Origin of the sequence: Cyanobium sp. Lug-B (assembly GCF_024345635.1) — a bacterium.
Taxonomy (GTDB): Bacteria; Cyanobacteriota; Cyanobacteriia; order PCC-6307; family Cyanobiaceae; genus Cyanobium; species Cyanobium minutissimum.
In genome coordinates, this window is sequence record NZ_JAGQBM010000008.1 from 25,100 (window position 1) to 46,178 (window position 21,079).

The window sequence follows — 21,079 nt, forward strand, 5'->3', positions numbered from 1 at the left end:
GGGGCCATCAAGCAGGGAGTGATCGGGTTCTGGTCTCGGATGGCTGATGGTCTGACGGGCCGTGCTGTGGCGGGGATTTGTTGCTGAAATCTTCAAGGATGATCATAGCCATGAATCTCTGCCAGCGAAGGTGAAGCTGAAAGGGCATGGGCCGCCAGCCGCCCGGAGATCACGGCGGCTTCGGTGCATCCCTCGTTGAACCCACAGTCGGTCCAGTCTCCCGCGATGGTGAGATTGTCGTAGGTGGGATCCAGCGGAGAGATCCGATGCTTCAGGCTGCCCGGCAGCGCCAGCACATAGCGATCGGTCGGATTGACGTTCGCCCGCCAGTACTGACTCAGGAATCGCTGCTCGCCGCGGCTCTGTTCGCCGGGAGGGCCTCCGGCAGCCTCCGGTGCGGTGGGATCGGCCAGCAGCTCCCAGCGGAACGCTCCGGCGGCGTCATAGGCGCCGGGCCAGAGGGCCGAGCCACTGTTTCGCAGGAAAGCCAGGGCGTTCTCCCTGACCTCCTCCGCCCTGCGGTGCGGATAGGGGGCGTCGGTATCCGCCGGCGGCACAGGAGGATCCCTGAGTACGCCGCAGAAGTAGAGGGCGGTGGCGGGGGGCCGCACCCACGCCTCTTCAGGAATGACATGGGCCATGTCACACCAGGTGTCAAAGGGCTTGTCGAACGCCGAGACGATGTAGGGAGGACCCTGCCATCCCAGCTGGGAGAGATCCTCCTGCAGCCAGAGCTGGAAGGCCTGGGTCGCCGTGGTTTTCACCTTCTCCACCATGGTGGCCCAGCGCTGATCCCTGGCCAGGATCCCGGAGCAGACATGGGGGATGGCGCCGATGCTCACCCCCAGGACCACGGCATCGAAATCCCGCTTCACTTCGAGGCGTCGCCTGGAGGTGAACGTGCGATCCCAGTGGGACTCGAAATCCCGCTGTTCGCGTCGGAGACGATCACCGTCGACCAGCTGGTCATCGTCAGGTTGGGATGGCCAGCAGGGGCGACCGCAGACGCTGATCAGGGGGTCATAGTCGCGGTTGCCGTGAATCTCGGCCTGAACATCAAACTCAAGGGCTTCCACATGGCTGCGATCACCCGGCTGGATGGGTGGCCCCGACGGGATCTGCAAGTTGGTGAGCTTGTGGAAGAACTGGAAACGCACCCCCCGGCGGCGCAGCAGTTCATAGAGCGGCGCAAACACCACATCACCCATGCCCGCCCGCAGGCGCCAGAACAGGGAGCCCCGATAGCCGAAGAACATGCGCAGCGAGCCCCGGATCGCCTGGCCGGCAGCCAGCGCAGGCTTGCTGGCATCGCCGTCCTCATAGGCCAGGGCGAGGTCATAGAGACCGACGACGAAGGGAGAGCGCACGGCCCGCTCCGAGGCCCCGTTCAGGCGCAGCCATTCCCGGCACTCGTAGTGGTCGATCGCCTCCAGTCCCCGGGGATCCCGGAGCAGGTTGAATCGCACGCTGCCCACAACAATGGCCAGCACAAGATCCACGATCTCCCAGATGTGGCGCTTCGGGTGGTCCGCGAGCCAGCGCTCCTCCAGCCAGGATCGGGTGGCGATATTCAGTTCCTCGACGAAGCGGACCAGGGGGGCGTCCATCGGCAGCGGCAGGATCCGCAGGGCGCTGCTCAGAAGAGCGAGGCCCTCCACGATCAGGGCCGCTCCGGTGAAGGTGCCCCCCGAGAGCCAGCCGGCCATGGCCTCGAGAAGGTCGGCGGGCCGGCGCCCATCAGGGGCCTCCGTCGGCGTGCTCACGTCCACGTCCAGGATCAGGGTCCGCAGCATGGCGATGGCCTGCTGCAGATACCCCGCCATGGAAGAGGTGGCACCGGGTGGCAGGGGATCCCCGGGCAGTCCCGGTCGGGGTGGGAACCGGGCGCTCCATTTCCGCCAGTCCGGCGACCCCGATCGCGAGAACAGCCCCACATCCCTTTCCGGCAGAAAGGCGTCCTGCCAGGGGCCAAAGGGTGAGCCTTCCGGCGACGCCTCCAGCTCGGCATAACACTCCCGCATCATGCGGAAGGAGTTTTCATAGAAACCCAGCCACACATGCAATCCGTGCTCCTCCACCCGACCGGATGGACCACGGCCCGAGGCCCCCTTCCCCCCGAGCCTCCAGCCCTGCTGGTAGACGGTGATGGCGTAGCGGCCGTTGTGCTCGGGTCTGGAGAGTTCATAGGCCGCCGCCATGGCGCCACAGCCACCGCCGATGATCACGACTCTGACGGGCTCTTCCACGACCATCCGGACCGATCAGCCGCCGTGCCGGCAAACGCTACCGGACCTTTCCGCCGGCCTCACATCCGCTCCAGGGTGGGAATGCCCAGCAGGCCCAGGCCCTGCTTGAGGGTGTCGGCGCTGAGGCGGCAGAGCGCCAGCCGGGACGTGCGGGCCGGCTCTTCGGCCCTGAGCACCGGCACCTGGTCGTAGAAGCGGTTGAACAGCTGGCAAAGCTCGAACAGGTAACTGCACAGCCGATTGGGCAGCAGCTCCTCCTCCACCTCCTGGATGACGGCATCGAACTGCAGCAGCTGGCGCACCAGCGCCCACTCCTGGGGCTCGCTGAACGTCAGGGAGGCCGGGGACTCCGGGCCGCCGGTGCCGGCCGCGTCCTCGCCGTCGCCGCCGCCCTTGCGGGCGATCCCGGCGATCCGCACCACCGCATAGAGGAGATAGGGGGCGGTGTTGCCGCTGAGGGCCAGCATGCGATCGAAGCTGAACTGGTAGTTGGTGATCCGGTTGGTGGACAGGTCGGCGTACTTGACCGCCGCCAGGCCCACGGTGGTGGCGACTTCACTGATGAAGGCCTCCTCCTCCTGGCGTCCTTCCTCCTCCAGCCGGCGACGCAGGTCGGCGTCGCAGCGCTCCACCGCCTCATCCAGCAGCTCCTTCAGCCGCACCGTGTCACCGGCGCGGGTCTTCAGCTTCTTGCCGTCCTCCCCCTGCACCAGCCCGAAGGGCACATGCTCCAGCCGCCCGCCCTCGGGGATCCAGCCGGCGCGGCGGGCCACCTGGAACACCCCGGCGAAATGGCTGGCCTGGCCGGCGTCGGTGACGTAGATCACCCGGCGGGCGCCGTCGCCGTCGGGGGGCGCCGCGAAGCGGTAACGGATGGCCGCCAGGTCGGTGGTGGCGTAGTTGAAGCCGCCGTCGCTTTTGCGCACGATCACCGGCGGCGCCTGGCTCGCCGTGCCATCGTCGGCCTCGAGGAACACGCACTCGGCGCCCCCGTCGCTCACCAGCAGGCCGGCGGCGGCCAGATCGGCCACCACCGCCTCCAGGTAGGGGTTGTAAAAGGATTCGCCGCGCTCGTCGAGGCGGATGTCGAGGCGGTCGTAGAGGCGCTGGAACTCCCGACGCGACTGGTCGCACAGCAGTTGCCAGCAGCGGCGGCTGATCGGATCGCCGCTCTGCAGCTTCACCACCTCCTCGCGGGACGTGGTCTGGAAGGCTTCGTCGCTGTCGAAGCGGGCCTTGGCCTGGCGGTAGAAGGCCACCAGATCCCCCAGGTCGACCGCGTCGGCGGTGTCGAGGGCCTCGGGTGCCTCCTGCTTGAGGTGGGTGATGAGCATGCCGAACTGGGTGCCCCAGTCACCGACATGGTTGAGCCGCAGCACCGGATGGCCGCGGAACTCCAGCACCCGGGCCAGGGCGTCGCCGATGATCGTGGAGCGCAGGTGCCCCACGTGCATCTCCTTGGCGATGTTGGGGCTGGAGAAATCCACCACCACCGGGGCGCCGCCGGGGGCCACGGGCTCCACCCCGAGGCGGGGATCGGCCAGGCGGCGGCCCACCTCGGCGGCCAGCACCTCCGGCCGCAGGGTGAGGTTGATGAAGCCCGGGCCGGCGATCTGCGGCGGCAGGCAGAGGGCCCCAAAGTCCGGGTCAGCCGCCAGCCGGTCCACGATCGCCGTCGCGATCGCACGGGGGGCCAGGCGCAGGGGGCGGGCCAGGGCGAGGGAGCCGTTGGCCTGGAAATCACCGAACTCCGGTTTGCTGGCGGGCCCGAGCTGGGGATCCAGCGCCGTACCGGCCTCCCGGGCGGCAGCGGCCGCCTCGGGGAACGCGCTCTCCAGGGCCCCCAGCAAATGGCTGTTCAGGGCGTGGGCAATGCGCAGCATGGAGCGAAGCCGGTCGGACGGCAGGCGGGGGCACGATCATCCTCCCCGGCGGGGCGGAGGGGCCGACGGGGAGGGCTTAAGCGCTGATGCCCGCCCGACAGGGGCCGACGCACGGCCCTGGAGCGGCAGGGAACCCAGACGCAAGAGGTGCCATGAAAGGGAAGCCGGTTCAGCGAAGGGGAGGCTTCACCCCAGTGGCCGCAGGGGATGCGGGTCAGGGAGCTCCCGCAGCGGCCCATGGCCGGCCGACAGCTTAAGAATTGACTAAAGCGCCTTGATGCCAGGTGACAAAACCTGTGGTATGGTGAGTGGACTCTCATGCCATCGCAATGTTGGGCAAGGCCCGCCGCAACCAGCTCCTGTCGGTCGGCTGCCTGGCTGGACTCCTTGCAGGGGCCACCCCTGCGATGGCTTTCACGTCGTTTGACGTGGATTTCAACGCTGACAACAAGAAAACCAGTTCAGAGGCTACTGGTGTTTCCGCAAAAATGACCTTCAGCTTCAGCAAGCTGGACCCTGCCAACGATGCCGATAATCGTTACACCCTAGATCTCAACATCACAAACACTTCTCCCGTTGGACTGAACCCAACCGGAACCTTAACGGCCTTTGCCTTCAACGTTCCTGGTCCTTCGTCTTCACCAGCTTTCAAACTGCTGACGTACAACCCTTTGAACTCGAATTTCGGAGATGTCTATGGCGCATCTTTGAACGGAAGCGAGTGGAATGTCAGCAATAACAATACTCTTACCTTCCCCATCACAGGAACTCCCCGACGGGCCGCCTATGCGCCGTTCGGGAGCTTCACCTTCTGCGCCCGAGATACCGGCACCAGCTGCCACGGCGGTTCGTCCAATGGAACGGGTCTGACCGATGGCCAGTCGACCGATGTCCGATTCACCCTTGCCTCCAATAGCCCGACTATCAACAGTGCCAGTCTGGTAGCCCAGTCATTCTTTGATCTCTTCAATTCCCGGACGTTCACCAACGACGGCGATTTCAAGAACGCCCAGGTGGCTCTCCGTTTCCAGAATGTGACCAACTCCAAAGGGCGGAGTGGCAAGAGCGACAAGGTGGCTGGCATTCCCATCAAGCCACCCCAAGGCCCCGTGGACGAAGTGCCCGGCCCCCTTCCCGTCTTTGGCGCTGCCACAGCCTTCGCCTTCAGCCGCAGACTGCGCCGCAGGGTTGCCATCGCCGAGCTCCAGACCCAACCTGTGGCCTGAGCCGCTCCGAGGTTCTGGGCTTCAGGCCCTAGCCTTTCTCTGACAGGCTCTCCATTGATGCCAGAAACCATGCCTCGGGCCAGGCTCGCCCATGGGGCCTGATTCGCCTGCCAAGCCTCGGGAGGTAGAGGTCCTGGCGGCGCGGCTCTCCATCTTCGCGATGGCGCTGTTCGTCATCTACGGCGTCCGGGTCATCGCCATCACCCTGCCCCTGCGGCCTCTCGACACCGTCTGGCAGCTCAGTGTCAGCTCCGCCCTGATCAGCGCCGCCGCCATCCCGCTGGTCGGCCTTGCCCTGCTGCATCTGGCGGCCTACCTGGATCCGGCCAATGCCGCCCTTGAGAGACGAAGGGATGCCTTGGCCCGCTGGGCCATCCTGGCGGTGCTGGGGTTTCTGTTGCTGATCCCTGTGCAGGGCTACGCCTCCTGGAGCACCGTCACCGCGGCCAAGGCCCGTCTGACGACACAACAGACCTCCGCCAACAGGAACTTCGCCCTGATCAGGGAAGCGATCAATGCCGCCACCAGCCTGGAGGATCTGAAGGCGCGGCTGCAGGCGCTGGAGTCGCCGGAGCTGGGCATCCGCTTCGAGGACCTGGGCCTGCCGCTGCCGGAGACCCGCCGGCAGATGCTGATCCGCCTCAACGAGCTTGAGGAGCAGGTGAAGACCAGGATCAAGGCACCGCCGCCCGAGGCCATCGAGAACGTGGCGACGAACGCGTTGCGGGTGATGGCCACCAGCGTCATCTATGCCCTGGCCTTTGCGATCGCGGCCCAGCGCCGTGGCCGTGAGGTGCCTCTGCTGGTTGAGGTGCTGACGATGTGGAGCGTTCGGCAACAGAGTCGCCAGAACCGACGCGGGACCCCCGCCGCCATCGAAGAGGACTATTTCGCCCAGCTCGCCCCGCCGGAGGACGATCCTCCCTCATCCCCCTGACCCACGGCTGCATAAATCTGTGAGCAGGGTGAAAGATCTTCTGCTATGGTGAATGTGGATTAAGGAAGCGTTCATGCGACCCACAGCCAAGGCCCCCCAGAGGCTGATCGGAGGCCTCGCTGGACTCGGCCTCGGGGCGTTGGCTGCACTGGTCGGGCTTGCCGCCCCCGCCCAGGCCAAAACCGCCTTTGACGTGATCTTCGACAGCGGCATCGCCGGCACCAGCTTCTACAACACCGGCGTCAAGGCCCGGATGAGCTTCGACTTCCGCAAGGACCCGGGCAACGGCAACACCTACACCCTCGACCTCGGCATCACCAACACCTCGCCGGCGTCGGGCCCCTCCTCCGGCACCCTGGTGGGCTTCGCCTTCAACGAGCCGCTGCGCGACAACGGCAGCGAGGCGATCTCCCTGCTGAGGTACAACCCGCTGGATTCGGGCTTCGGCAGGGTCTTCGGCGGTGTGAACAACCCCACCCCCAACCAGCGCAGCCGCGGCGTGCGCGTCGACGAAGACGAATGGCTGGCGATCACAGGCTCGGCCACCGCCCCCTACGCCCCCTTCGCCAACTTCGACTTCTGTGCGCGGATGAGCAGCAGGGATGGCTGCCATGGAGGATCCGGCAGCACCGGCATCGGAGGAGGCAGCACCGTCAATGTTCAGTTCCAGCTGAAAGCCAACGACGCCTCCATCGCCACCGCCGACCAGGTGGCGGAGCGCTTCTACAACCTCTTCAACTCCTTCGACCCTGGTGACCGCTGGAGCAAGGCCCAGATTGCCCTGCGCTTCCAGAATGTCAAAAAGCCCAATGGACGTACGGAAAGCGGCGGCGAAAAGGTCACGGGGGCAGCGTTCTGGCGCATTCCAGATGAAGGGCCCACCGATGCGGTTCCCGGTCCCCTTCCCGTTCTTGGGGCTGCGGCAGCCTTCGGATGGAGCCGAAAGATGCGGCACCTGATCAGGCATTCCCCAACCCGCAGCAGCACTGAATTGTGACGATGATCAACCGCACTCATTGATATCCAGACCAGGATGCATGCAGGTGTCTGGTCATAACCAGTCACATATTGGCCGCCCGGTCGGTTGGCAGACTGGCAACTTCCCCGCACGGTGATTGAAGTCACTGCGAGAAAGTTCTGCGGCCTGAATGCTTCCGATCCCGTGGCGCTCGCGTTCCATCCAAAAGACATCCACGCAGGAAAACAGGCAGGCCACCCTGGCTCCCGCACCGGGGCCCGGCTGTCCTGATGGCCGGCACCAAGGAATTCAGGGCCTTCGATTCGGCGATCCTGGCCGATCGGCTCGCTTTCATGGCGATTGCCCTGTTCGTCACTTACCTCATCACCCTGCTGTCCAGCATCCTCCCCGTTCGCCTGCTGGACACGGACTGGCAGCTGCGCTTCATCGCCGCCTGCCTTGACTCGGCCACCATCCCCCTGGTGGCCCTCGGGCTGCTTCACCTTGCGGCCTACCTCGACCCCGAGAATCCTGTCCTGCAGAAACGGCGCGACGCCCTGGCCCGTCTCGCCATCGTGGCGGTCCTCGGCTTCCTGCTGATCGTTCCCCTGCAGGCCTTTGCCGGCTGGAACAGCGTGGTGGCGGCCAGGGCCAACGTGGCCCGCCAGCTCTCCGTCGCCAACGGCACCTTCGATCTCCTCCAGGAGACCATCACGACGGCCACCAGCCTCGACAACCTTCAGGCCCGACTCCAGGCGATTCAGACCCCAAGCCTGGGGATCCGCTTCGAGACCATGGGGCTGCCGCTGCCGGAAACCAAGCGCAGGATGCTGGCTCGCCTCCAGGAGGTGAGGCAGGAGGTGACCGCCAGGATCCAGGCCCCGACTCCCAAGACCATCGAATCCGTGATCAGGGACAGCCTGCGGGTGATGCTCTCCTCGTTCGCCCTGGCCATCGCCTTCGCCATGGGCGCCCAGCGCAAGGGACAGGGGGTGCCACTGCTGGTGGAGTGGCACACGGCGATCAGCCTGCGGGGACTGCCCCTTCCGGGCCTGTCCAACGGAGCCACAGAGGAGGAGTACTTCTCCCGCCTGGTCCCCGAGGACGACGACAGCTCGGAAACCGGCGTTCCCCCACCCCCCTGAGGCTTGCCGACCTGGGCTGCGGATGGCACCATCCCGGCAGGAAGAGGCCCGCATCGGAGCGCAGCGCCAAGTCTGCACATCCGTTACAAAACTGCAGGTCATGCTTAAAGGCGCTTAGGGCGATAGAGCTCTGACCCTCAGGCTTCAGGAAGGGTTCCTCCAAGGTGCCGGCAGCCGTGATGCCGACGGCTGGAACCCCTGGCAGCACTGGGATTCTGCCGTTCTCACCCCCTCCGGAGAGGCCCCAGCCCCCTCTGGCGACACCGTCCCGGCGGCCGATGGCCGGCCTCCCGGGCAAGGCCGCAGCGGCCGACATGCAGCGATTTTTGAATCCGAAACCACAGGACTGGTGGTGCAATTCCAAGGAAATGCTCAGCGTCAGCCAGCCAACTCTCCCCGTGATTTGGCCTGTGCATAAAGGCTGCAAAGCTGCTGCAGAACGATGATGAGTGCGGGGGAAAAGGCTCCCTTCCATCAGCCCCCCCCGGAAACAAAGTCGATCCCTCCAGACCTCTGGGCGCAACGACTTTGAAGATCACCTGAAGCATCCGCCTGTCCATGGTTGGAGGCTCCTGGTGCTGATGGAACTCGCCGTCTTTTTACCCTCTCTCCGCCATGACTTACACCGCAACTGCAGGGGGCCAACAATCACTTTCCCCCCTGTTCCCTGAACTATCCAACCAAACACGACGCTCCTCCGATACCACCCTCACCCTGCTCGCCGACGCGGCGCCGGCCACTGCCGAAGAGCCCGCCGCCGTGATCAACGCCGTTCTGGCGACGACCAAGGCCTCACCTCCCCCCCGAGGCTCAGGCAACGCCCTGGACAACCTCGAAGCCAGCTATTCGGCTCCAGCCGCCGCACCGGCCGCCCTCTTCCAGAAGGGTGTCACCCTCGAGGCCACCACGGCGGTGGCCACGAACAGCCACCAGGTGCTGAACGATCCCTGGCCCGGGCAAGCTTCCGCCGCCGCCGCCACCGCGGCGGGTCCCGCCTGCGGCTGCCGGGCCTGCAGCGTGCTGGCCGTCACCACCGGGGACGGGGCCGCCGCCTGGGACACCACCACTGACCAGGCTCCCCTGGTCCTCAACAGCCTGGTCACCCTCGGCACGGGCGTGAACGTGAGCGATGTGTTCCGGTTGCACAGCAACCCGAACGCCACGAAGACGATCTATCTCGACTTCGACGGCTACCAGATCAACAACACGCCGTGGGAGAACGGCGGCAATCTGAGCCTCAAGGCCTTCTACAGCACCTTCGATTCCACCATCCTCACGGAGATCCAGCGCATCTGGCAGCGGGTGGCCGAAGACTTCTCCCCCTTCAACGTCAACGTCACCACCCAGGATCCCGGCACCGAAGCCCTGCGTAAATCCGGCACCGGCGATGACCGCTGGGGCATCCGGGTGGCCTTCACCAGCAACCTCAACCTGCTCACGGGCCAGGCGATCAAGAATGCCGGCGGCGGTGGCACCGCCTACTACAACAGCTTCAACTGGTCCACCGACGACGTGGCCCTGGTGTTCAACCGGGGCGAATACACCGCCGCCGAAACGGCCAGCCACGAAATCGGCCACACCCTTGGCCTCACGCACGACGGTGCCGGCACCACCACCGAGTACTACGGCGGCCATGGCGGCTCCGGTGCCACCAGCTGGGGCACCATCATGGGGGCGTCCTGGCTCGGCAACGACGAGCACCTCACCCAGTGGAGCAACGGTCAGTACGCCGGGGCCAACAACACCCAGGACGACCTGGCCACGATCACCAACGGCAACGGCTTCACGTACAACGCCGATGACCATGGCAACGCCTTCACCACCGCGACGGCGCTCACCGGGCTGACCTTCAGCAGCTTCGGGATCATCGAGCGGAACACCGACGTGGACATGTTCCGGTTCGATACCGGCGCCGGTCTGGTGACCTTCGACATCGTCAATGCCTCGCGGGCCTTCATCAACAGCGGCGGCTCCTACACCACCAGCTATCTCGCCGCGCGCGGCGCCAACCTCGACATCGCCGCGACCCTCTACCGGGCGAACGGGTCCGTGGTCCAGACCTTCAACCCGGCCGACCTGACCACCGCCAGCTTCTCCCTCAACCTTGACGCCGGCACCTACTACCTCGGAATCGACGGCGTCGGCTTCGGCACCCCCCTGGCCAGCACCCCCACCGGCTACACCGACTACGGCAGCCTCGGCCAGTACATGGTGAGCGGCACGGTCGCGCCCGCGGGCGGCACCACGACCCCCACACCCACGCCACCTCCCACTACAACCACACCGCCTCCCACCAGCACCACCCTGCAGGTGATCGATCCCAACGGCGCCGTTGAACTGCTGCGGGATTCAAACACCGACCTGGTCTCCGTACGCATCAACGGCGTCATGTCCGCCGTCCGCAGGAGCGGCGCCCAGATCAGGGCCAGCCAGTTCAGCGGGTGGAAGATCCTCGCAGCCGAAACCGTTGGCACGAACCAGAACCAGATCCTCTGGAAGGAACTCTCCACCGGTCGCCTTCACTTCTGGTCGCTCGACGGCAACTGGAACCACGTTTCCGCCGGTGCCATCGTCACTCCAACCAGCACCACGGGCCTGCTCCTCCAGCAGCAGTTCATGGTCGATGCCACTGGCACCCCCCTGACCAGCCAACCCCCGACCACAACCACTACAACAACCACCACCACAACGCCCACCAGCAGCGCCCTTCAGGTCATCGATCCCAACGGCAACGCCCAGCTGCTTCGCGCCACCAGCACCGACCTGGTCTCCGTACAGATCAACGGCATCTCGTCCGCCGTCCGCAGGAGCGGCGCCCAGATCAGGGCCGGGCAGTTCAGCGGCTGGCAGATCCTCGCCGCCGAAACCGTCGGCACCAACCAGAACCAGATTCTCTGGAAGGAACTGTCCACCGGCCGCCTCCACTTCTGGTCGCTCGACAGCAAATGGAACTATGTGTCCGCCGGCCCCATCGTCTCTCCCACCAGCACAGCGGGCCTGCTCCTCCAGCAGCAGTTCATGGTCGATGCCAGCGGTGCGCCACGCCTCAGCCCACTCCAGTCGGCATCCATCGAGTTAGTCAACCCAGTCGACCCGATCATCGGCGGCGGCACCAGCCTCGCCCCGGCCGTCGACAACGACGTCCTCGGCGCCCCGATGGCCTTCGACGACACCCTGACGGCGGATCCGATCCTCACCAGCGATCCGATCCTGGCCCTGACGGAACTCGCCAGCCTCGGCGGCAGCCAACCCCTGGCCACCGATCCCCTGGTTTCGCCGTTCCCGGCCGCCGGCTTCGGGGCCACACCGACCACCCCCTGGCTGGTCGACACCCAACCCCTGCTGTGAGAGGTCACCCACGCGCCGGCGTTTCACGGCCCACAGATCCCAGAGCCGCTGCCTCACCGCAGCGGCTCTTCTGTTTGGTACCTCCTGAGGGATCAGGCCACCAGCCCCAGCGCCTCCTCCAGGCCGGCCAGCACCACATCGGCGGTGATCTTGATCCGGTAACGGCAGGCCTGGGTTTCGCTGCAGGCGAAGGTGCCGTGCTCCCAGTACTTGTTGCTGCCGGCACCGCCGCCGCAGAGACCGAAGTAGGCGCACTCGTCCCGGCAGCGGTCGGTGCCGGCGCGCATGTCCGCCAGGATGCGCTGGAACTTGGCACTGGCGGCGATCGAGACGAGGCTGTCGGTCTGGACGTGGCCGAGGACGAAGTCGCCGTAGGTGTCGGTGTGCACCGCCAGCAGCTCGGGGTCGAAGGTGGAGATACGGCCCCGCGCATCCACGTTGACGATGGCGAAGGGGTTGTTCATGTCGGTGCAGGCCAGCCGGGCATCGGCCTGGGCCAGGCTGCAGATGCCCTCGAACTCCCGCACCCGCATCAGCTCGGGCCGCTCCTGCCACAGCGCCCAGAACCGCTCCAGAAAACGGCGATAGGCGGCCTCGGCCCGGGGGCGGCTGAGGGTGGAGACGCGGTTCTCGCCTTCGGTCTCCTCCATGTTGAAGGCCACGTCGGTGATGCCGTTCTCCACGAAGAAGGCGTGGAGCTCATCGGCGTGGCCGAGGGACTCCTCGGTGATCACGGCGATCACCTGGAAGGGGATACCGCGGCGGCGCATGTGCTCGATGCCGCGCAGCGTGGCGGCATGGGTGCCCAGGCCGGTGCGGGTGCGGCGGTGGACGTCGTGCAGGAAGGCCGGCCCGTCCATGCTCACGCCCACGGCGATGCCGTTGCGCTCGAAGCAGTCGCACCAGGCCTCGTTGATCAGGGTGGCGTTGGTCTGCACGGACTGGTGGATCGCCAGGGGCTCCCCCGTCCAGCCCTCCAGCGCTCGCCGCACACTCGCCGTGGCCGCGTCGTAGAAGGCGATCGGCACGGTGAGCGGCTCGCCGGCGTGCCAGAGCAGGGTGAAGTCACCGCCCACATACGGGCTCTCCAGCACCCGCGCCAGGGCCGCCTCCAGCAGCTCCAGCGACAGCCGCTGCCGGTCGTCCCGGTTGGGCAGGTAGCAGTAATCGCAGTCGAGGTTGCAGTAGGGCGTGGGCTGGACCACCAGCAGCTGCAACGGCCCGAACCCTTCCGGGTTGCCCGGTGGCGGGGTACCGGTGGCGGTCACCAGAAGTTGCGGAAGCCGCCGTTACGGAAGCCGCCGTTGCCCCAGCCGCCGTTGCGGAAGCCGCCATTGCCCCAGCCGCCATTGCGGAAGCCGCCGTTGCCCCAGCCGCCGTTGCGGAATCCGCCATTACCCCAGCCGAAGCGGGGCCCGCCGCCGTTCACGAAGATGTAGGCGAGACGGCCATCCGGGGCCTTGGCCCGGCCCTCCGCCCCCGCCGGGTGGCCCTCTGCCCCCGCCAGCTGGCCCGTGGCCTGACCCATGGCCTCCGAGATGCGCCGCAGCCGGGCGTCGATGGAGCCGGGCGGCGCCAGGGGGGACGACGGCGAAGCGGCTGTAGCTGGCCGGGACGGTGCGTCGACCACCGCCCTGGCCGCCGCGCCGGCAGGAGCCAGGGCGGCCAGCAACAGCAGGAAACCGAACAGACCGGAACGGGGGTGGTTCGTCATCGGGTTGCTGCCAGGAAGGAACGGGGAGGCGGAAGGGTGGGGCGGAGCGGGGGCTTCAGGGGCGGGGCGCCGGGGCGGAGGCCCCCAGCTGGAGGCCTTCGCGGCTGATCAGCACCGACTCGAAGAAGGCCCGCACCCGCTCGCTGGGGACCGCCAGCACGCCGGTGGGGCCGAACCAGGGGGCGACGCTGGCCACGGCATCGGGGCGACCCTCCAGGTAGCCCTGGAAGAGGCTGGCGATGGCCAGGTTGACCACGTTCAGCAGCCGGGAGTTGTTCTCCGGCACGATGCAGCCGACGCCGTAGCTCACGTAGGGCTGCTCAGGCACCAGGGCCACGCCGGAGAGCTTGCGCTCGTGCCGCAGACCGGCCAGCACATTGGCGTCACCCAGCACCCCCGCCACCTTGTTCTGCTCGAGGGACGTGACGGCCTGGGGCAGGTTGGGGAAGCGGACCGCCCGGGCGGTGGGCTCCAGAGAACCGAGGAAACCGGCACCGAGGGATCCCTCCACCACCGCGATCGGCTGACCGGCCAGGGAGGCGGGGGAGCCGTCGAGGCCGCCGCTGCGGGTGAGCAGCCTCAGGCCGGAGAGACCGATGGGCAGGGAGAAGTCCACCAGCTTCTCCCGCTCCCAGCTGAAGGGCACCCCGCAGGCCAGGCCGGCCCGGCCGCTGGCGACGGCCTCCACCGTGATGCTGGTGTTGTCGACGGGGGCGAAGCGGATCCGCACCGACTCACCGAGCTCCGCCTTCAGCTGGCGGTCGATGCGGCGGGCCAGGTCGACGGCGTAACCCTCCGGCTCCCCCTTCGGCCCCATCCGGATCAGGGGCGGGCTGTCGGCGGGACCCACCATCAGCACCTCACCGGATTTGGCCGCCTGCTCCAGTACGGCGTCGGCGGCGCGGACCGGAACAACAGCCCCCAGGGCGCAGAGGCAGGCCACCGATCCCAGGGCCAGCGCCCTGCCGCGGCGGGATCGGAGGGAACCGGGGGCCACAGCAGCGGGAGAATCCATTCGCCGATCCGTGCACGTGCTGCACCTTAGGGGCGGTTCCCTGGCTTGCCCACGGACGCTTCCGGGCTTGAAACGCAGGCTCCGGGGCGGTCCCTGGAGGGGGCCTACCAGTTCCGGAACGCCCCACCGCGCATGGCGCCCCCATTCACGAAGCCGCCCCCGCCCCTGGCATTGACGAAACCGCCGCCGCCGTTGCGGAAGCCAGCGCCGCCGCCGTAATAGGGGTGGCCATTGACGAAGCCGCCGCGGGCCGCGTTGGCAAAGCCGCCCCGGCCGGCGTTGGCGAAGCCATAGGCCAGGCGCTGATCGCCGGCGGCCACGTCGGCGTCGCCGCTCGCCTCAAGCTGGCCGCGCATCGCTGCGCCGATGCGCTGCAGCCGTTGCTCGATCGTGGCTCCGCTGGCCGGCGAGGGCAGCAGGGCCGCCTGGGCGGCGGCGGGAGCGGTCAAGGCCGCCAGCGCCAGGGAGAAACCGAGCAGGGCCGTGCGGGAGGAGATGGGCATGGGAGGAATCCGCTTAGCGGGCAGGGGAGGCGGGAACGACCGCCGATGGGGTCGTTGCCGGCAGGGGCCGGACCCGTTCGTAGTTGAGCAGAACGGACTGGAAATAGGCCTTGATCACCTCGGGGGGCAGCTCCAGGACTCCCTTCGGACCCAGCCAGCGGTTGACGCTGGCGACGGCAGCCGGCTCATCGTCGAGGTAGCCCTGCACCAGCCGGGCGATGGCCAGATTGACCAGGTTGCGGAAGGTGGAATTGTCTTCCGGAAGAATGCAGCCCACCGCGAAGCGGGAGAAGGCCTCCGCCGGCACCAGGCCGTAACCCTTGCCGCCGAGGCTCTGAAGGGCACCGGCGAGCAGCAGGGAATCACCCCCCACACCATCCACCTGGCCGGCCAGCAGCGCCCGCACCGCCGGTTCGATTCCGGCGAAAGGAACCCGCACCGCCGTCGGCTGCACGGCGGCGATGGTGGCGCTGCCCAGGGAGTCCTTCACCACCCCGATCCGCTTGCCCGCAATTGAGGCCGCCGAGCCATCGAGCCGCCCGTCGCGGGTGAGGACCCGGATCCCCGAGAGGGCGAAGGGCATGGAGAAGTCGACGTACATCTCCCGCTCCCAGGTGAACTGAACCCCACAGGCCAGGTCCACATCACCGCGGCTCACGTCACGGAACACCGCCAATGGATCCGCATTGGCGGTGTAGACGATCTTCACCGGCCGGTTGAGATAGGTGGAGACCTCCGCCTCGATCAACCGGGCCACATCGAGGCTGTAGCCCACTAGCGTCTGGCTGGCATCGCGGTAGGCAAAGGGCACCATGTCGGTGGGGCCGGCCATGGTGATCTCTCCGGTGCGTGCCGCCTGCTCGAGCACCGATTCGGCCCTGGCAGCCAGGGGGCTGGCCAGCGCCGCCAGCAGCGCCAGCACCAGGGAGGGCCCTGCCACGGCGCAGCGCCGCGCCCAGGCGGTGACGGCGCTGGGGACGGCCGGCCGTCGGGGAGTTGACGGCGGAAGCTCTGGAAGCGGGAAGGGTCGCTGCGGCACGCGGGTCGGCGCTGGAGGGCATCGGGGCTCACTCTGACAACCGATCAGGGGCGGAGCCACGGCGACCGGGGGAGTGAGGTGGAACTTCACCTTGGAGGCGGCCTGGCTCAGGCCCCGGCCGGGCTCAGGCCAGCGTCGCCGCGAAGCGCATGCTCAGATCCAGCCAGGGACTGCGGGTGACCGGGGCGCTGGTGGAGATCAGATCGATGCCGGTGGCGGCGTAGGCGCCCAGCTGCTCGGGCCGCACCCCGGAGGCCTCCAGCACCACCGCCGGCGCCAGGGCCCGCAGCCGGGGCACCAGGTCCGCCAGGGCCGACGGGGAAAAGTCGTCCAGGAGCACCGCATCGGCCCCGGCCCGCACCGCCGCTTCCGCTTCGGCAGCCGTTTCGGCCTCCACGATCAACCGGGCCGGCCAGGGGGCCGAGGCCCGCACCGCCGCGACCGCGGCCGCCACGCCGCCGGCCCAGGCCAGGTGGTTCTCCTTGAGCATGGCGGCGTCATCGAGGCCGAGGCGGTGGTTGCAGCCGCCGCCGCAGCGCACGGCGTACTTCTCCAGCACCCGCAGGCCGGGGGTGGTCTTGCGGGTGTCGGCCAGGCGCACGCCGGTGCCCGCCAGCACCCGCACCAGGGCGGCGGTGGCGGTAGCGATGCCGGACAGGCGCATGGCCAGGTTGAGGGCCGTGCGCTCCGCCGCCACTAGGGCGGCCGCCGGCCCCTCCAGCTCCAGCAGCCGCTGGCCGGCCAGCACCGGCTCCCCGTCACCCACCAGCAGCCGCACCGAGGCCCGGGGGTCAAGGATCGCCAGCAGCGGCCCCACCAGCACCCCGCCGCAGAACACCCCGTCGGCGCGGCTTACCCAGTGGGCCCGGCCGCTGCAGCCGGCCAGGGCCGGGGCCGTCAGGTCGCCGCGGCCGAGGTCCTCATCCAGCCACTGACGCAGCTGGGTCTCCAGCGCCGGGGTGAAGGGGAGCACCGGGGCCGGGTCCCCACCGGGTGACGTCACGGGCGGCCTCAGCTGCCCGCCGGTCCGGCCGGAGGGGCCGGCACCGGGGGCGGGGCGAAGGGCGGGCAGACCCGCTTCACCGGATCGCAGGCATAGATGGTGGGCTTCTGCCAGGCCAGGGGAATCTCCAGCAGGTCGCGGCTGCCGGTGATTCCCTGCGCCACGAACAGCACCGCCGCCAGGATCGAGGCGCTCAGGTGGATCCGTCGCCAGCGCAGATCCTTGAGGATCTCCGGGCGGGCGGCCAGGGAGAAGATCATCAGCCCCACCACCCCGACCCCGGCCCAGTAGTGGGACTGCCAGAACTCGGGGCTGAGCGGGTTGTCGCTGAGGCGCCACACCTCCGGCTGGGCCCCGAGGCCGAGCACCCCGGCCCAGGTGAGCAGGGCGAAGACGAGGCGGTAGCCCTTGGCCTTCACCTGCCAGAGGGCCAGCAGGGACACCACCGTGCCCACCAGCACCAGCAGCAGTTGCAGGGCGCGACCGGGCCCGCCGGTGAAGCCCTCCGCCGGCTGCTTGGTGACGATCACCACCGTGAGGGCCACGAGAACCACCAGCACCACGCCCGCCGAGAGCCACTGGCCCAGGTCGGCGTGGTCGCGGCCGGTGGTGGGGGGCAGCTTGGCCTTCTCGACCCGGCGCTGGCGGGCCTGGACCCCGAGGCGCACCACCATGCCGATCAGGGGATAGATCAGCACCACCGCCAGGGCGGGGTGCAGGATCCAGAGCCAGTCGACCGTTTGCATTCGACGCTGGGAATCGTTTCCCAAAGCATTGGCGCTGGAGGTTAAGCGGTCAACAGGGGTGAGCGTTTCGTGATGGCGGCCGGAGGTGGCCGGAAGTGGCCGGGAGCTATTTGCCGATGCAGAAGCGGGAGAAGATCCGCTCCAGCACCGCCTCGCTCACCTCCTCGCCGGTGATCGCCCCGAGGCCGGCGATGGCGCCGCGCAGGTCGATGGTCCAGAAGTCCCAGGGCAGACCCAGCGCGGCGGTCTCCAGGGAGCGCTCCAGGCTGGTGGCCGCCGCCGCCGCCAGCTGCCGCTGCCGGCCGTTGAGGGCCACCTGCAGCCCCTGGACGTCGCCAGCGCCGCAGAGGCCCAGCAGGGCCGCCACCAGGTCGTCGCGACCCGCGCCGGTGAGGGCGCTGATGGTCACCAGGGGCCCATCCGGCGGCACGCCGGTCGCAGCGGCCCCGGGCGGGAGGGCGTCGGATTTGTTGCCCACCAGCAGCAGGGGCACCCCCTCGGGCACCAGCTCCCTCAGCTCCTCGTCGGCGGCGGACCAGCCGGCCACCCGATCGAAGAGCAGCAGCACCGCATCGGCTCCCGCCAGGGCCTGGCGGCTGCGTTCGATGCCCAGCCGCTCCACCCGGTCGTCCGTCGCACGGATCCCGGCGGTGTCGAGCAGGGTCAGGGGCACCCCATCGAGCACCAGGTCGCTTTCCAGCAGGTCGCGGGTGGTGCCCGGCAGGTCGGTGACGATGGCCCGCTCCCGGCGGCTGAGCAGGTTGAGCAGGCTCGATTTGCCCACATTGGGACGGCCGACGATGGCCACCCGCAGGCCCTCGCGCAGCAGCTCCCCCTGGCGGGATTCGGCCACCAGCCGCTCCAGCTCGCCCCGCACCGCCTCCAGCTCGGCCCGCACCAGCGTGCCGTCGAGGGGGGGCAGGTCCTCCTCAAAGTCGACCCGGGCCTCCAGTTCGGCGAGCTGGTCGAGCAGGCGCTCCCGCAGACCGCCGATGCGGCGCTGAAGGCCGCCGTCGAGGCCGGCCATGGCCAGCTCGGCCGCCCGCTGGCTGCGGGCGGCGATCATCTCGGCGATCGCCTCGGCGCGGGTGAGGTCGAGGCGGCCGTTGAGGAAGGCCCGCTGGCTGAACTCCCCCGGGCCGGCCAGGCGGGCGCCGGCGGCCAGCACCAGCTCCAGCACCCGCCGCACGGCGACCAGCCCCCCATGGCAGTGGAACTCCACCACGTCCTCCCGGGTGAAGCTGCGGGGGGCCCGCATCGGCAGCAGCAGCGCCTCATCCACCCGCTGCCCATCGGCCGGATCCACCACATGGCCGTAGAGCACCCGGTGGCTCTCCCAGGCCTGGGCGCCGGGGGCCACGAACAGGCGCCGGCCGATGGCCTCGGCCTGCGGCCCCGAGAGGCGCACGATCGCCACGCTGCCGGCCCCCGCGGCCACGGCGGTGGCAATGGCGGCGATGGTGTCGCCCGGGAGCGGGGGGGAGGGGGGAATCAAGACGGGGAGGGGCTGGGGCCGCTCAGGTGGCGCTGGAGGACACCCAGCAGGATCAGCCCGAGGCTGGCGAGAACGCCGGGCGTGAGCGGTTCGTGCAGGACGGCCGCGGCCGTGAGCACCGTGACCACCACACTGGCGCTGCCGGCGAAGGCCACCTGGGTGACGCTGAAGCGGGCGTTGCTCAGCTGGCGCAGGATCTCCGTCCCCAGGCTGAGGGTGAGGCCGTAGATGACGATCACGCCGACCACCCACCAGAGCTGGAGAAGGAAGAAGTGCTGGGGGCCATAGATCAGCAGGGCGAACAGTCCGAACACCAGGGCGCCCACCAGGTTGGTGACACCGCCGGTGAGGCCGCGGGACAGGTGCTGGGCCACCAGTTGGCGGCGCAGGCAGTTGCGCGTGGCCGTGGCGATCACCGCCAGCAGCGCCCAGAGCAGTCCCGGCAGCTGATCCATACCCATGCCGAGGCCCGAGCCGAAGACCCTGCCGACCACCAGGCCCATCAGGATCAGGGCCAGGCTGAGGGCAAAGCGCTCTGGCAGCCGTTCCTTCAGCCACCACAGCGCCAGCAGGGCCGAGGCCGGCAGGGTGAGGGAGAACAGCAGGGTCTGGGTGATCACTGCCAGCTGGTCGAGGGCCATGTAGAACGCGAGCGGGGCCAGAAAGCAGCCGAGGAAGGCATCGGCGGCGATGGCGAGACGGACCCGGGGACGGAGGCCATCGATCTCACGTCCCACATCCACGGGCTCGGCGACCAGCAGCGCCAGGCCGATCATCAGCTGCGAAAGGAAAAAGACATTGCAGAAGCTGATCGGATTTTCACCAGCGATGGCGTGGGCCGCCCCCTGCAGCTGCAGCCCCTTGAGCACCGTGCTGCGCAGGCCCGAAACCACGCTGTAGCCGATCAGGACGAGCGCCGTCATCGCGGCGCGGCGGTGCCGGGCGGGAACGGCTGGGGCTCGGAAGGGAAGGGCTCGCCCCCCTGCTGCAGCACACGGCCCGTGAGGCCATCGACCTGCAGATAGCCGTCCGCCCAGCCGGACAGCACCGCGAAGGTGGCGGGGCCGGTGGCGAAATAGCGCCCAATCGCCGCCCGGGAGACATAGCGACCCATGGTCTGATAACGCTCCAGCACCCTGCTGCGGCTGAGGGATTCGGGCACGCTCACATGCAGCAGAAACACCCGGTAACCCATCGCCCTGAGCTCGGGAATCAGGCGTCGGTAGCGATCGGCCCGGCTCATGGTTCCATCGTAGAGAAGGTCGAAACGGCAGGGCCGGCCGATGGCGGCCAGGAGCCGATCCACCAGCACGCCGCTCTCGGCCTGGGTGAGATCCGCATTCCAGCCGCGGTACGCTGGCAGCTGGGCCCGCAAGGCATCGGCATCGATGCGCAGCGTGCCCGGTGCCAGGGCCACCGGAGCGTGGGTGCGGAGCCCGGTGGATTTCCCCGCCCCGGGGGGGCCGCCGGTGAGGATCGCGATCGGTGATCTGTGGGACACACAGACAGCCTTCTTCTGCGCTGCCGCGATGATGCGCTGCCGTTCCGATTCAGGGCTGCTGATCGGGGGGAAACGGCTCAGACATCGCTCCAGAAAGTCGATCGCCGCCGGCGAGATCTGCGGCTGACCCGAGACCTCCAGGATCTGGCAGCTGGCGGGAAGGACCTCGATCGCCCTGGCCTCCGGCAGCGGCGCGACCCCGGAGACCAACCCTACCAGGCCGCACCGCAGCAGCAGGAGCGAGGCGTGCCGCACAGCCCATCCGATCACCCAGGGACGCTAGGCGGGAGGCCCCGCCACGGCCACGGTCGGACGGACCG

17 protein-coding genes are annotated in these 21,079 nt (G+C 68.5%); 5 read left to right on the forward strand and 12 right to left on the reverse strand.

The annotated features are described in order from the left end of the window. Positions 1 to 92: 92 nt before the first annotated feature. Together KBY81_RS03370 and argS are read right to left on the reverse strand one after the other, a co-directional pair. Complete coding sequence (locus KBY81_RS03370) at positions 93 to 2,252, reverse strand: NAD(P)-binding protein (protein ID WP_254975603.1); 2,160 nt, start codon at positions 2,250 to 2,252, stop codon at positions 93 to 95. 53 nt (positions 2,253 to 2,305) lie between these two features. Then, positions 2,306 to 4,129 carry an arginine--tRNA ligase gene (argS, locus tag KBY81_RS03375; RefSeq protein ID WP_254975604.1) on the reverse strand — a complete coding sequence of 608 codons (1,824 nt, stop codon included), beginning with the start codon at positions 4,127 to 4,129 and terminating at the stop codon, positions 2,306 to 2,308. Between the two features lie 332 nt (positions 4,130 to 4,461). Between argS and KBY81_RS03380 the strand changes: the two genes are divergently transcribed. The 5 genes from KBY81_RS03380 to KBY81_RS03400 all read left to right on the forward strand — a co-directional run bounded on the left by KBY81_RS03380 (position 4,462) and on the right by KBY81_RS03400 (position 11,743). Then, entirely contained in the window at positions 4,462 to 5,355 is an 894-nt protein-coding gene (locus KBY81_RS03380; protein WP_254975605.1) for a hypothetical protein, read from the forward strand. A gap of 160 nt (positions 5,356 to 5,515) precedes the next feature. Next, positions 5,516 to 6,292: a hypothetical protein gene (locus KBY81_RS03385; RefSeq protein WP_254975606.1), complete on the forward strand. Its 777-nt coding sequence runs from the start codon at positions 5,516 to 5,518 to the stop codon at positions 6,290 to 6,292. Positions 6,293 to 6,431: 139 nt separating this feature from the next. Further along, positions 6,432 to 7,289, forward strand: a complete 858-nt coding sequence (locus KBY81_RS03390; RefSeq protein WP_254975607.1) for a hypothetical protein — start codon at positions 6,432 to 6,434, stop codon at positions 7,287 to 7,289. 251 nt (positions 7,290 to 7,540) lie between these two features. Continuing rightward, entirely contained in the window at positions 7,541 to 8,395 is an 855-nt protein-coding gene (locus tag KBY81_RS03395; protein ID WP_254975608.1) for a hypothetical protein, read from the forward strand. Between the two features lie 615 nt (positions 8,396 to 9,010). Further along, on the forward strand, positions 9,011 to 11,743 hold the full coding sequence (locus tag KBY81_RS03400; RefSeq protein WP_254975609.1) for a zinc-dependent metalloprotease family protein: 2,733 nt from the start codon (positions 9,011 to 9,013) through the stop codon (positions 11,741 to 11,743). A gap of 92 nt (positions 11,744 to 11,835) precedes the next feature. Here the strand turns inward: KBY81_RS03400 and grrM are convergent, their stop codons facing one another. The 10 genes from grrM to KBY81_RS03450 all read right to left on the reverse strand — a co-directional run bounded on the left by grrM (position 11,836) and on the right by KBY81_RS03450 (position 20,969). Continuing rightward, the gene (grrM, locus tag KBY81_RS03405; RefSeq protein ID WP_254975610.1) at positions 11,836 to 13,011 is read right to left on the reverse strand and encodes a cyclophane-forming radical SAM/SPASM peptide maturase GrrM/OscB; all 1,176 of its coding nucleotides are present in this window, start codon (positions 13,009 to 13,011) and stop codon (positions 11,836 to 11,838) included. Beyond that, entirely contained in the window at positions 13,008 to 13,457 is a 450-nt protein-coding gene (grrA, locus tag KBY81_RS03410; protein ID WP_254975611.1) for a GrrA/OscA1 family cyclophane-containing rSAM-modified RiPP, read from the reverse strand. The genes grrM and grrA (KBY81_RS03410) overlap by 4 nt, the downstream gene beginning before the upstream one ends. 55 nt (positions 13,458 to 13,512) lie before the next feature. Then, on the reverse strand, positions 13,513 to 14,472 hold the full coding sequence (gene grrP / locus KBY81_RS03415) for an extracellular substrate binding-like orphan protein GrrP (RefSeq protein ID WP_254975612.1): 960 nt from the start codon (positions 14,470 to 14,472) through the stop codon (positions 13,513 to 13,515). 104 nt (positions 14,473 to 14,576) lie between these two features. Further along, entirely contained in the window at positions 14,577 to 14,975 is a 399-nt protein-coding gene (gene grrA / locus KBY81_RS03420; RefSeq protein ID WP_254975613.1) for a GrrA/OscA1 family cyclophane-containing rSAM-modified RiPP, read from the reverse strand. A gap of 13 nt (positions 14,976 to 14,988) precedes the next feature. Then, positions 14,989 to 15,915: an extracellular substrate binding-like orphan protein GrrP gene (gene grrP / locus KBY81_RS03425; RefSeq protein ID WP_254975614.1), complete on the reverse strand. Its 927-nt coding sequence runs from the start codon at positions 15,913 to 15,915 to the stop codon at positions 14,989 to 14,991. A 223-nt stretch (positions 15,916 to 16,138) separates the two neighbouring features. Then, on the reverse strand, positions 16,139 to 17,017 hold the full coding sequence (gene nadC / locus KBY81_RS03430; RefSeq protein WP_254975615.1) for a carboxylating nicotinate-nucleotide diphosphorylase: 879 nt from the start codon (positions 17,015 to 17,017) through the stop codon (positions 16,139 to 16,141). An 8-nt stretch (positions 17,018 to 17,025) separates the two neighbouring features. Continuing rightward, a complete protein-coding gene (locus tag KBY81_RS03435; protein ID WP_106219381.1) occupies positions 17,026 to 17,763 on the reverse strand; it encodes a DUF4079 domain-containing protein in 738 nt (245 codons plus the stop codon). A gap of 106 nt (positions 17,764 to 17,869) precedes the next feature. After that, a complete protein-coding gene (gene mnmE, locus KBY81_RS03440) occupies positions 17,870 to 19,255 on the reverse strand; it encodes a tRNA uridine-5-carboxymethylaminomethyl(34) synthesis GTPase MnmE (RefSeq protein ID WP_396103653.1) in 1,386 nt (461 codons plus the stop codon). Continuing rightward, positions 19,255 to 20,181 (reverse strand): DMT family transporter, encoded by a 927-nt coding sequence (locus tag KBY81_RS03445; protein WP_254975617.1) that lies wholly within the window; start codon positions 20,179 to 20,181, stop codon positions 19,255 to 19,257. Before KBY81_RS03445 ends, mnmE begins: the two co-directional genes overlap by 1 nt. Continuing rightward, on the reverse strand, positions 20,178 to 20,969 hold the full coding sequence (locus KBY81_RS03450; protein WP_254975618.1) for a zeta toxin family protein: 792 nt from the start codon (positions 20,967 to 20,969) through the stop codon (positions 20,178 to 20,180). The genes KBY81_RS03445 and KBY81_RS03450 overlap by 4 nt, the downstream gene beginning before the upstream one ends. Positions 20,970 to 21,079 lie beyond the last annotated feature (110 nt).

Coding starts and splice junctions, on each gene's coding strand:
- KBY81_RS03370 (WP_254975603.1), bottom strand. CDS start 2,252: ATGGTCGTGGAAGAGCCCGTCAGAGTCGTGATCATCGGCGGTGGCTGT.
- argS (WP_254975604.1), bottom strand. CDS start 4,129: ATGCTGCGCATTGCCCACGCCCTGAACAGCCATTTGCTGGGGGCCCTG.
- KBY81_RS03385 (WP_254975606.1), top strand. CDS start 5,516: ATGGCGCTGTTCGTCATCTACGGCGTCCGGGTCATCGCCATCACCCTG.
- KBY81_RS03395 (WP_254975608.1), top strand. CDS start 7,541: ATGGCCGGCACCAAGGAATTCAGGGCCTTCGATTCGGCGATCCTGGCC.
- KBY81_RS03400 (WP_254975609.1), top strand. CDS start 9,011: ATGACTTACACCGCAACTGCAGGGGGCCAACAATCACTTTCCCCCCTG.
- grrA (WP_254975611.1), bottom strand. CDS start 13,457: ATGACGAACCACCCCCGTTCCGGTCTGTTCGGTTTCCTGCTGTTGCTG.
- grrP (WP_254975612.1), bottom strand. CDS start 14,472: ATGGATTCTCCCGCTGCTGTGGCCCCCGGTTCCCTCCGATCCCGCCGC.
- grrA (WP_254975613.1), bottom strand. CDS start 14,975: ATGCCCATCTCCTCCCGCACGGCCCTGCTCGGTTTCTCCCTGGCGCTG.
- KBY81_RS03435 (WP_106219381.1), bottom strand. CDS start 17,763: ATGCAAACGGTCGACTGGCTCTGGATCCTGCACCCCGCCCTGGCGGTG.
- KBY81_RS03445 (WP_254975617.1), bottom strand. CDS start 20,181: ATGACGGCGCTCGTCCTGATCGGCTACAGCGTGGTTTCGGGCCTGCGC.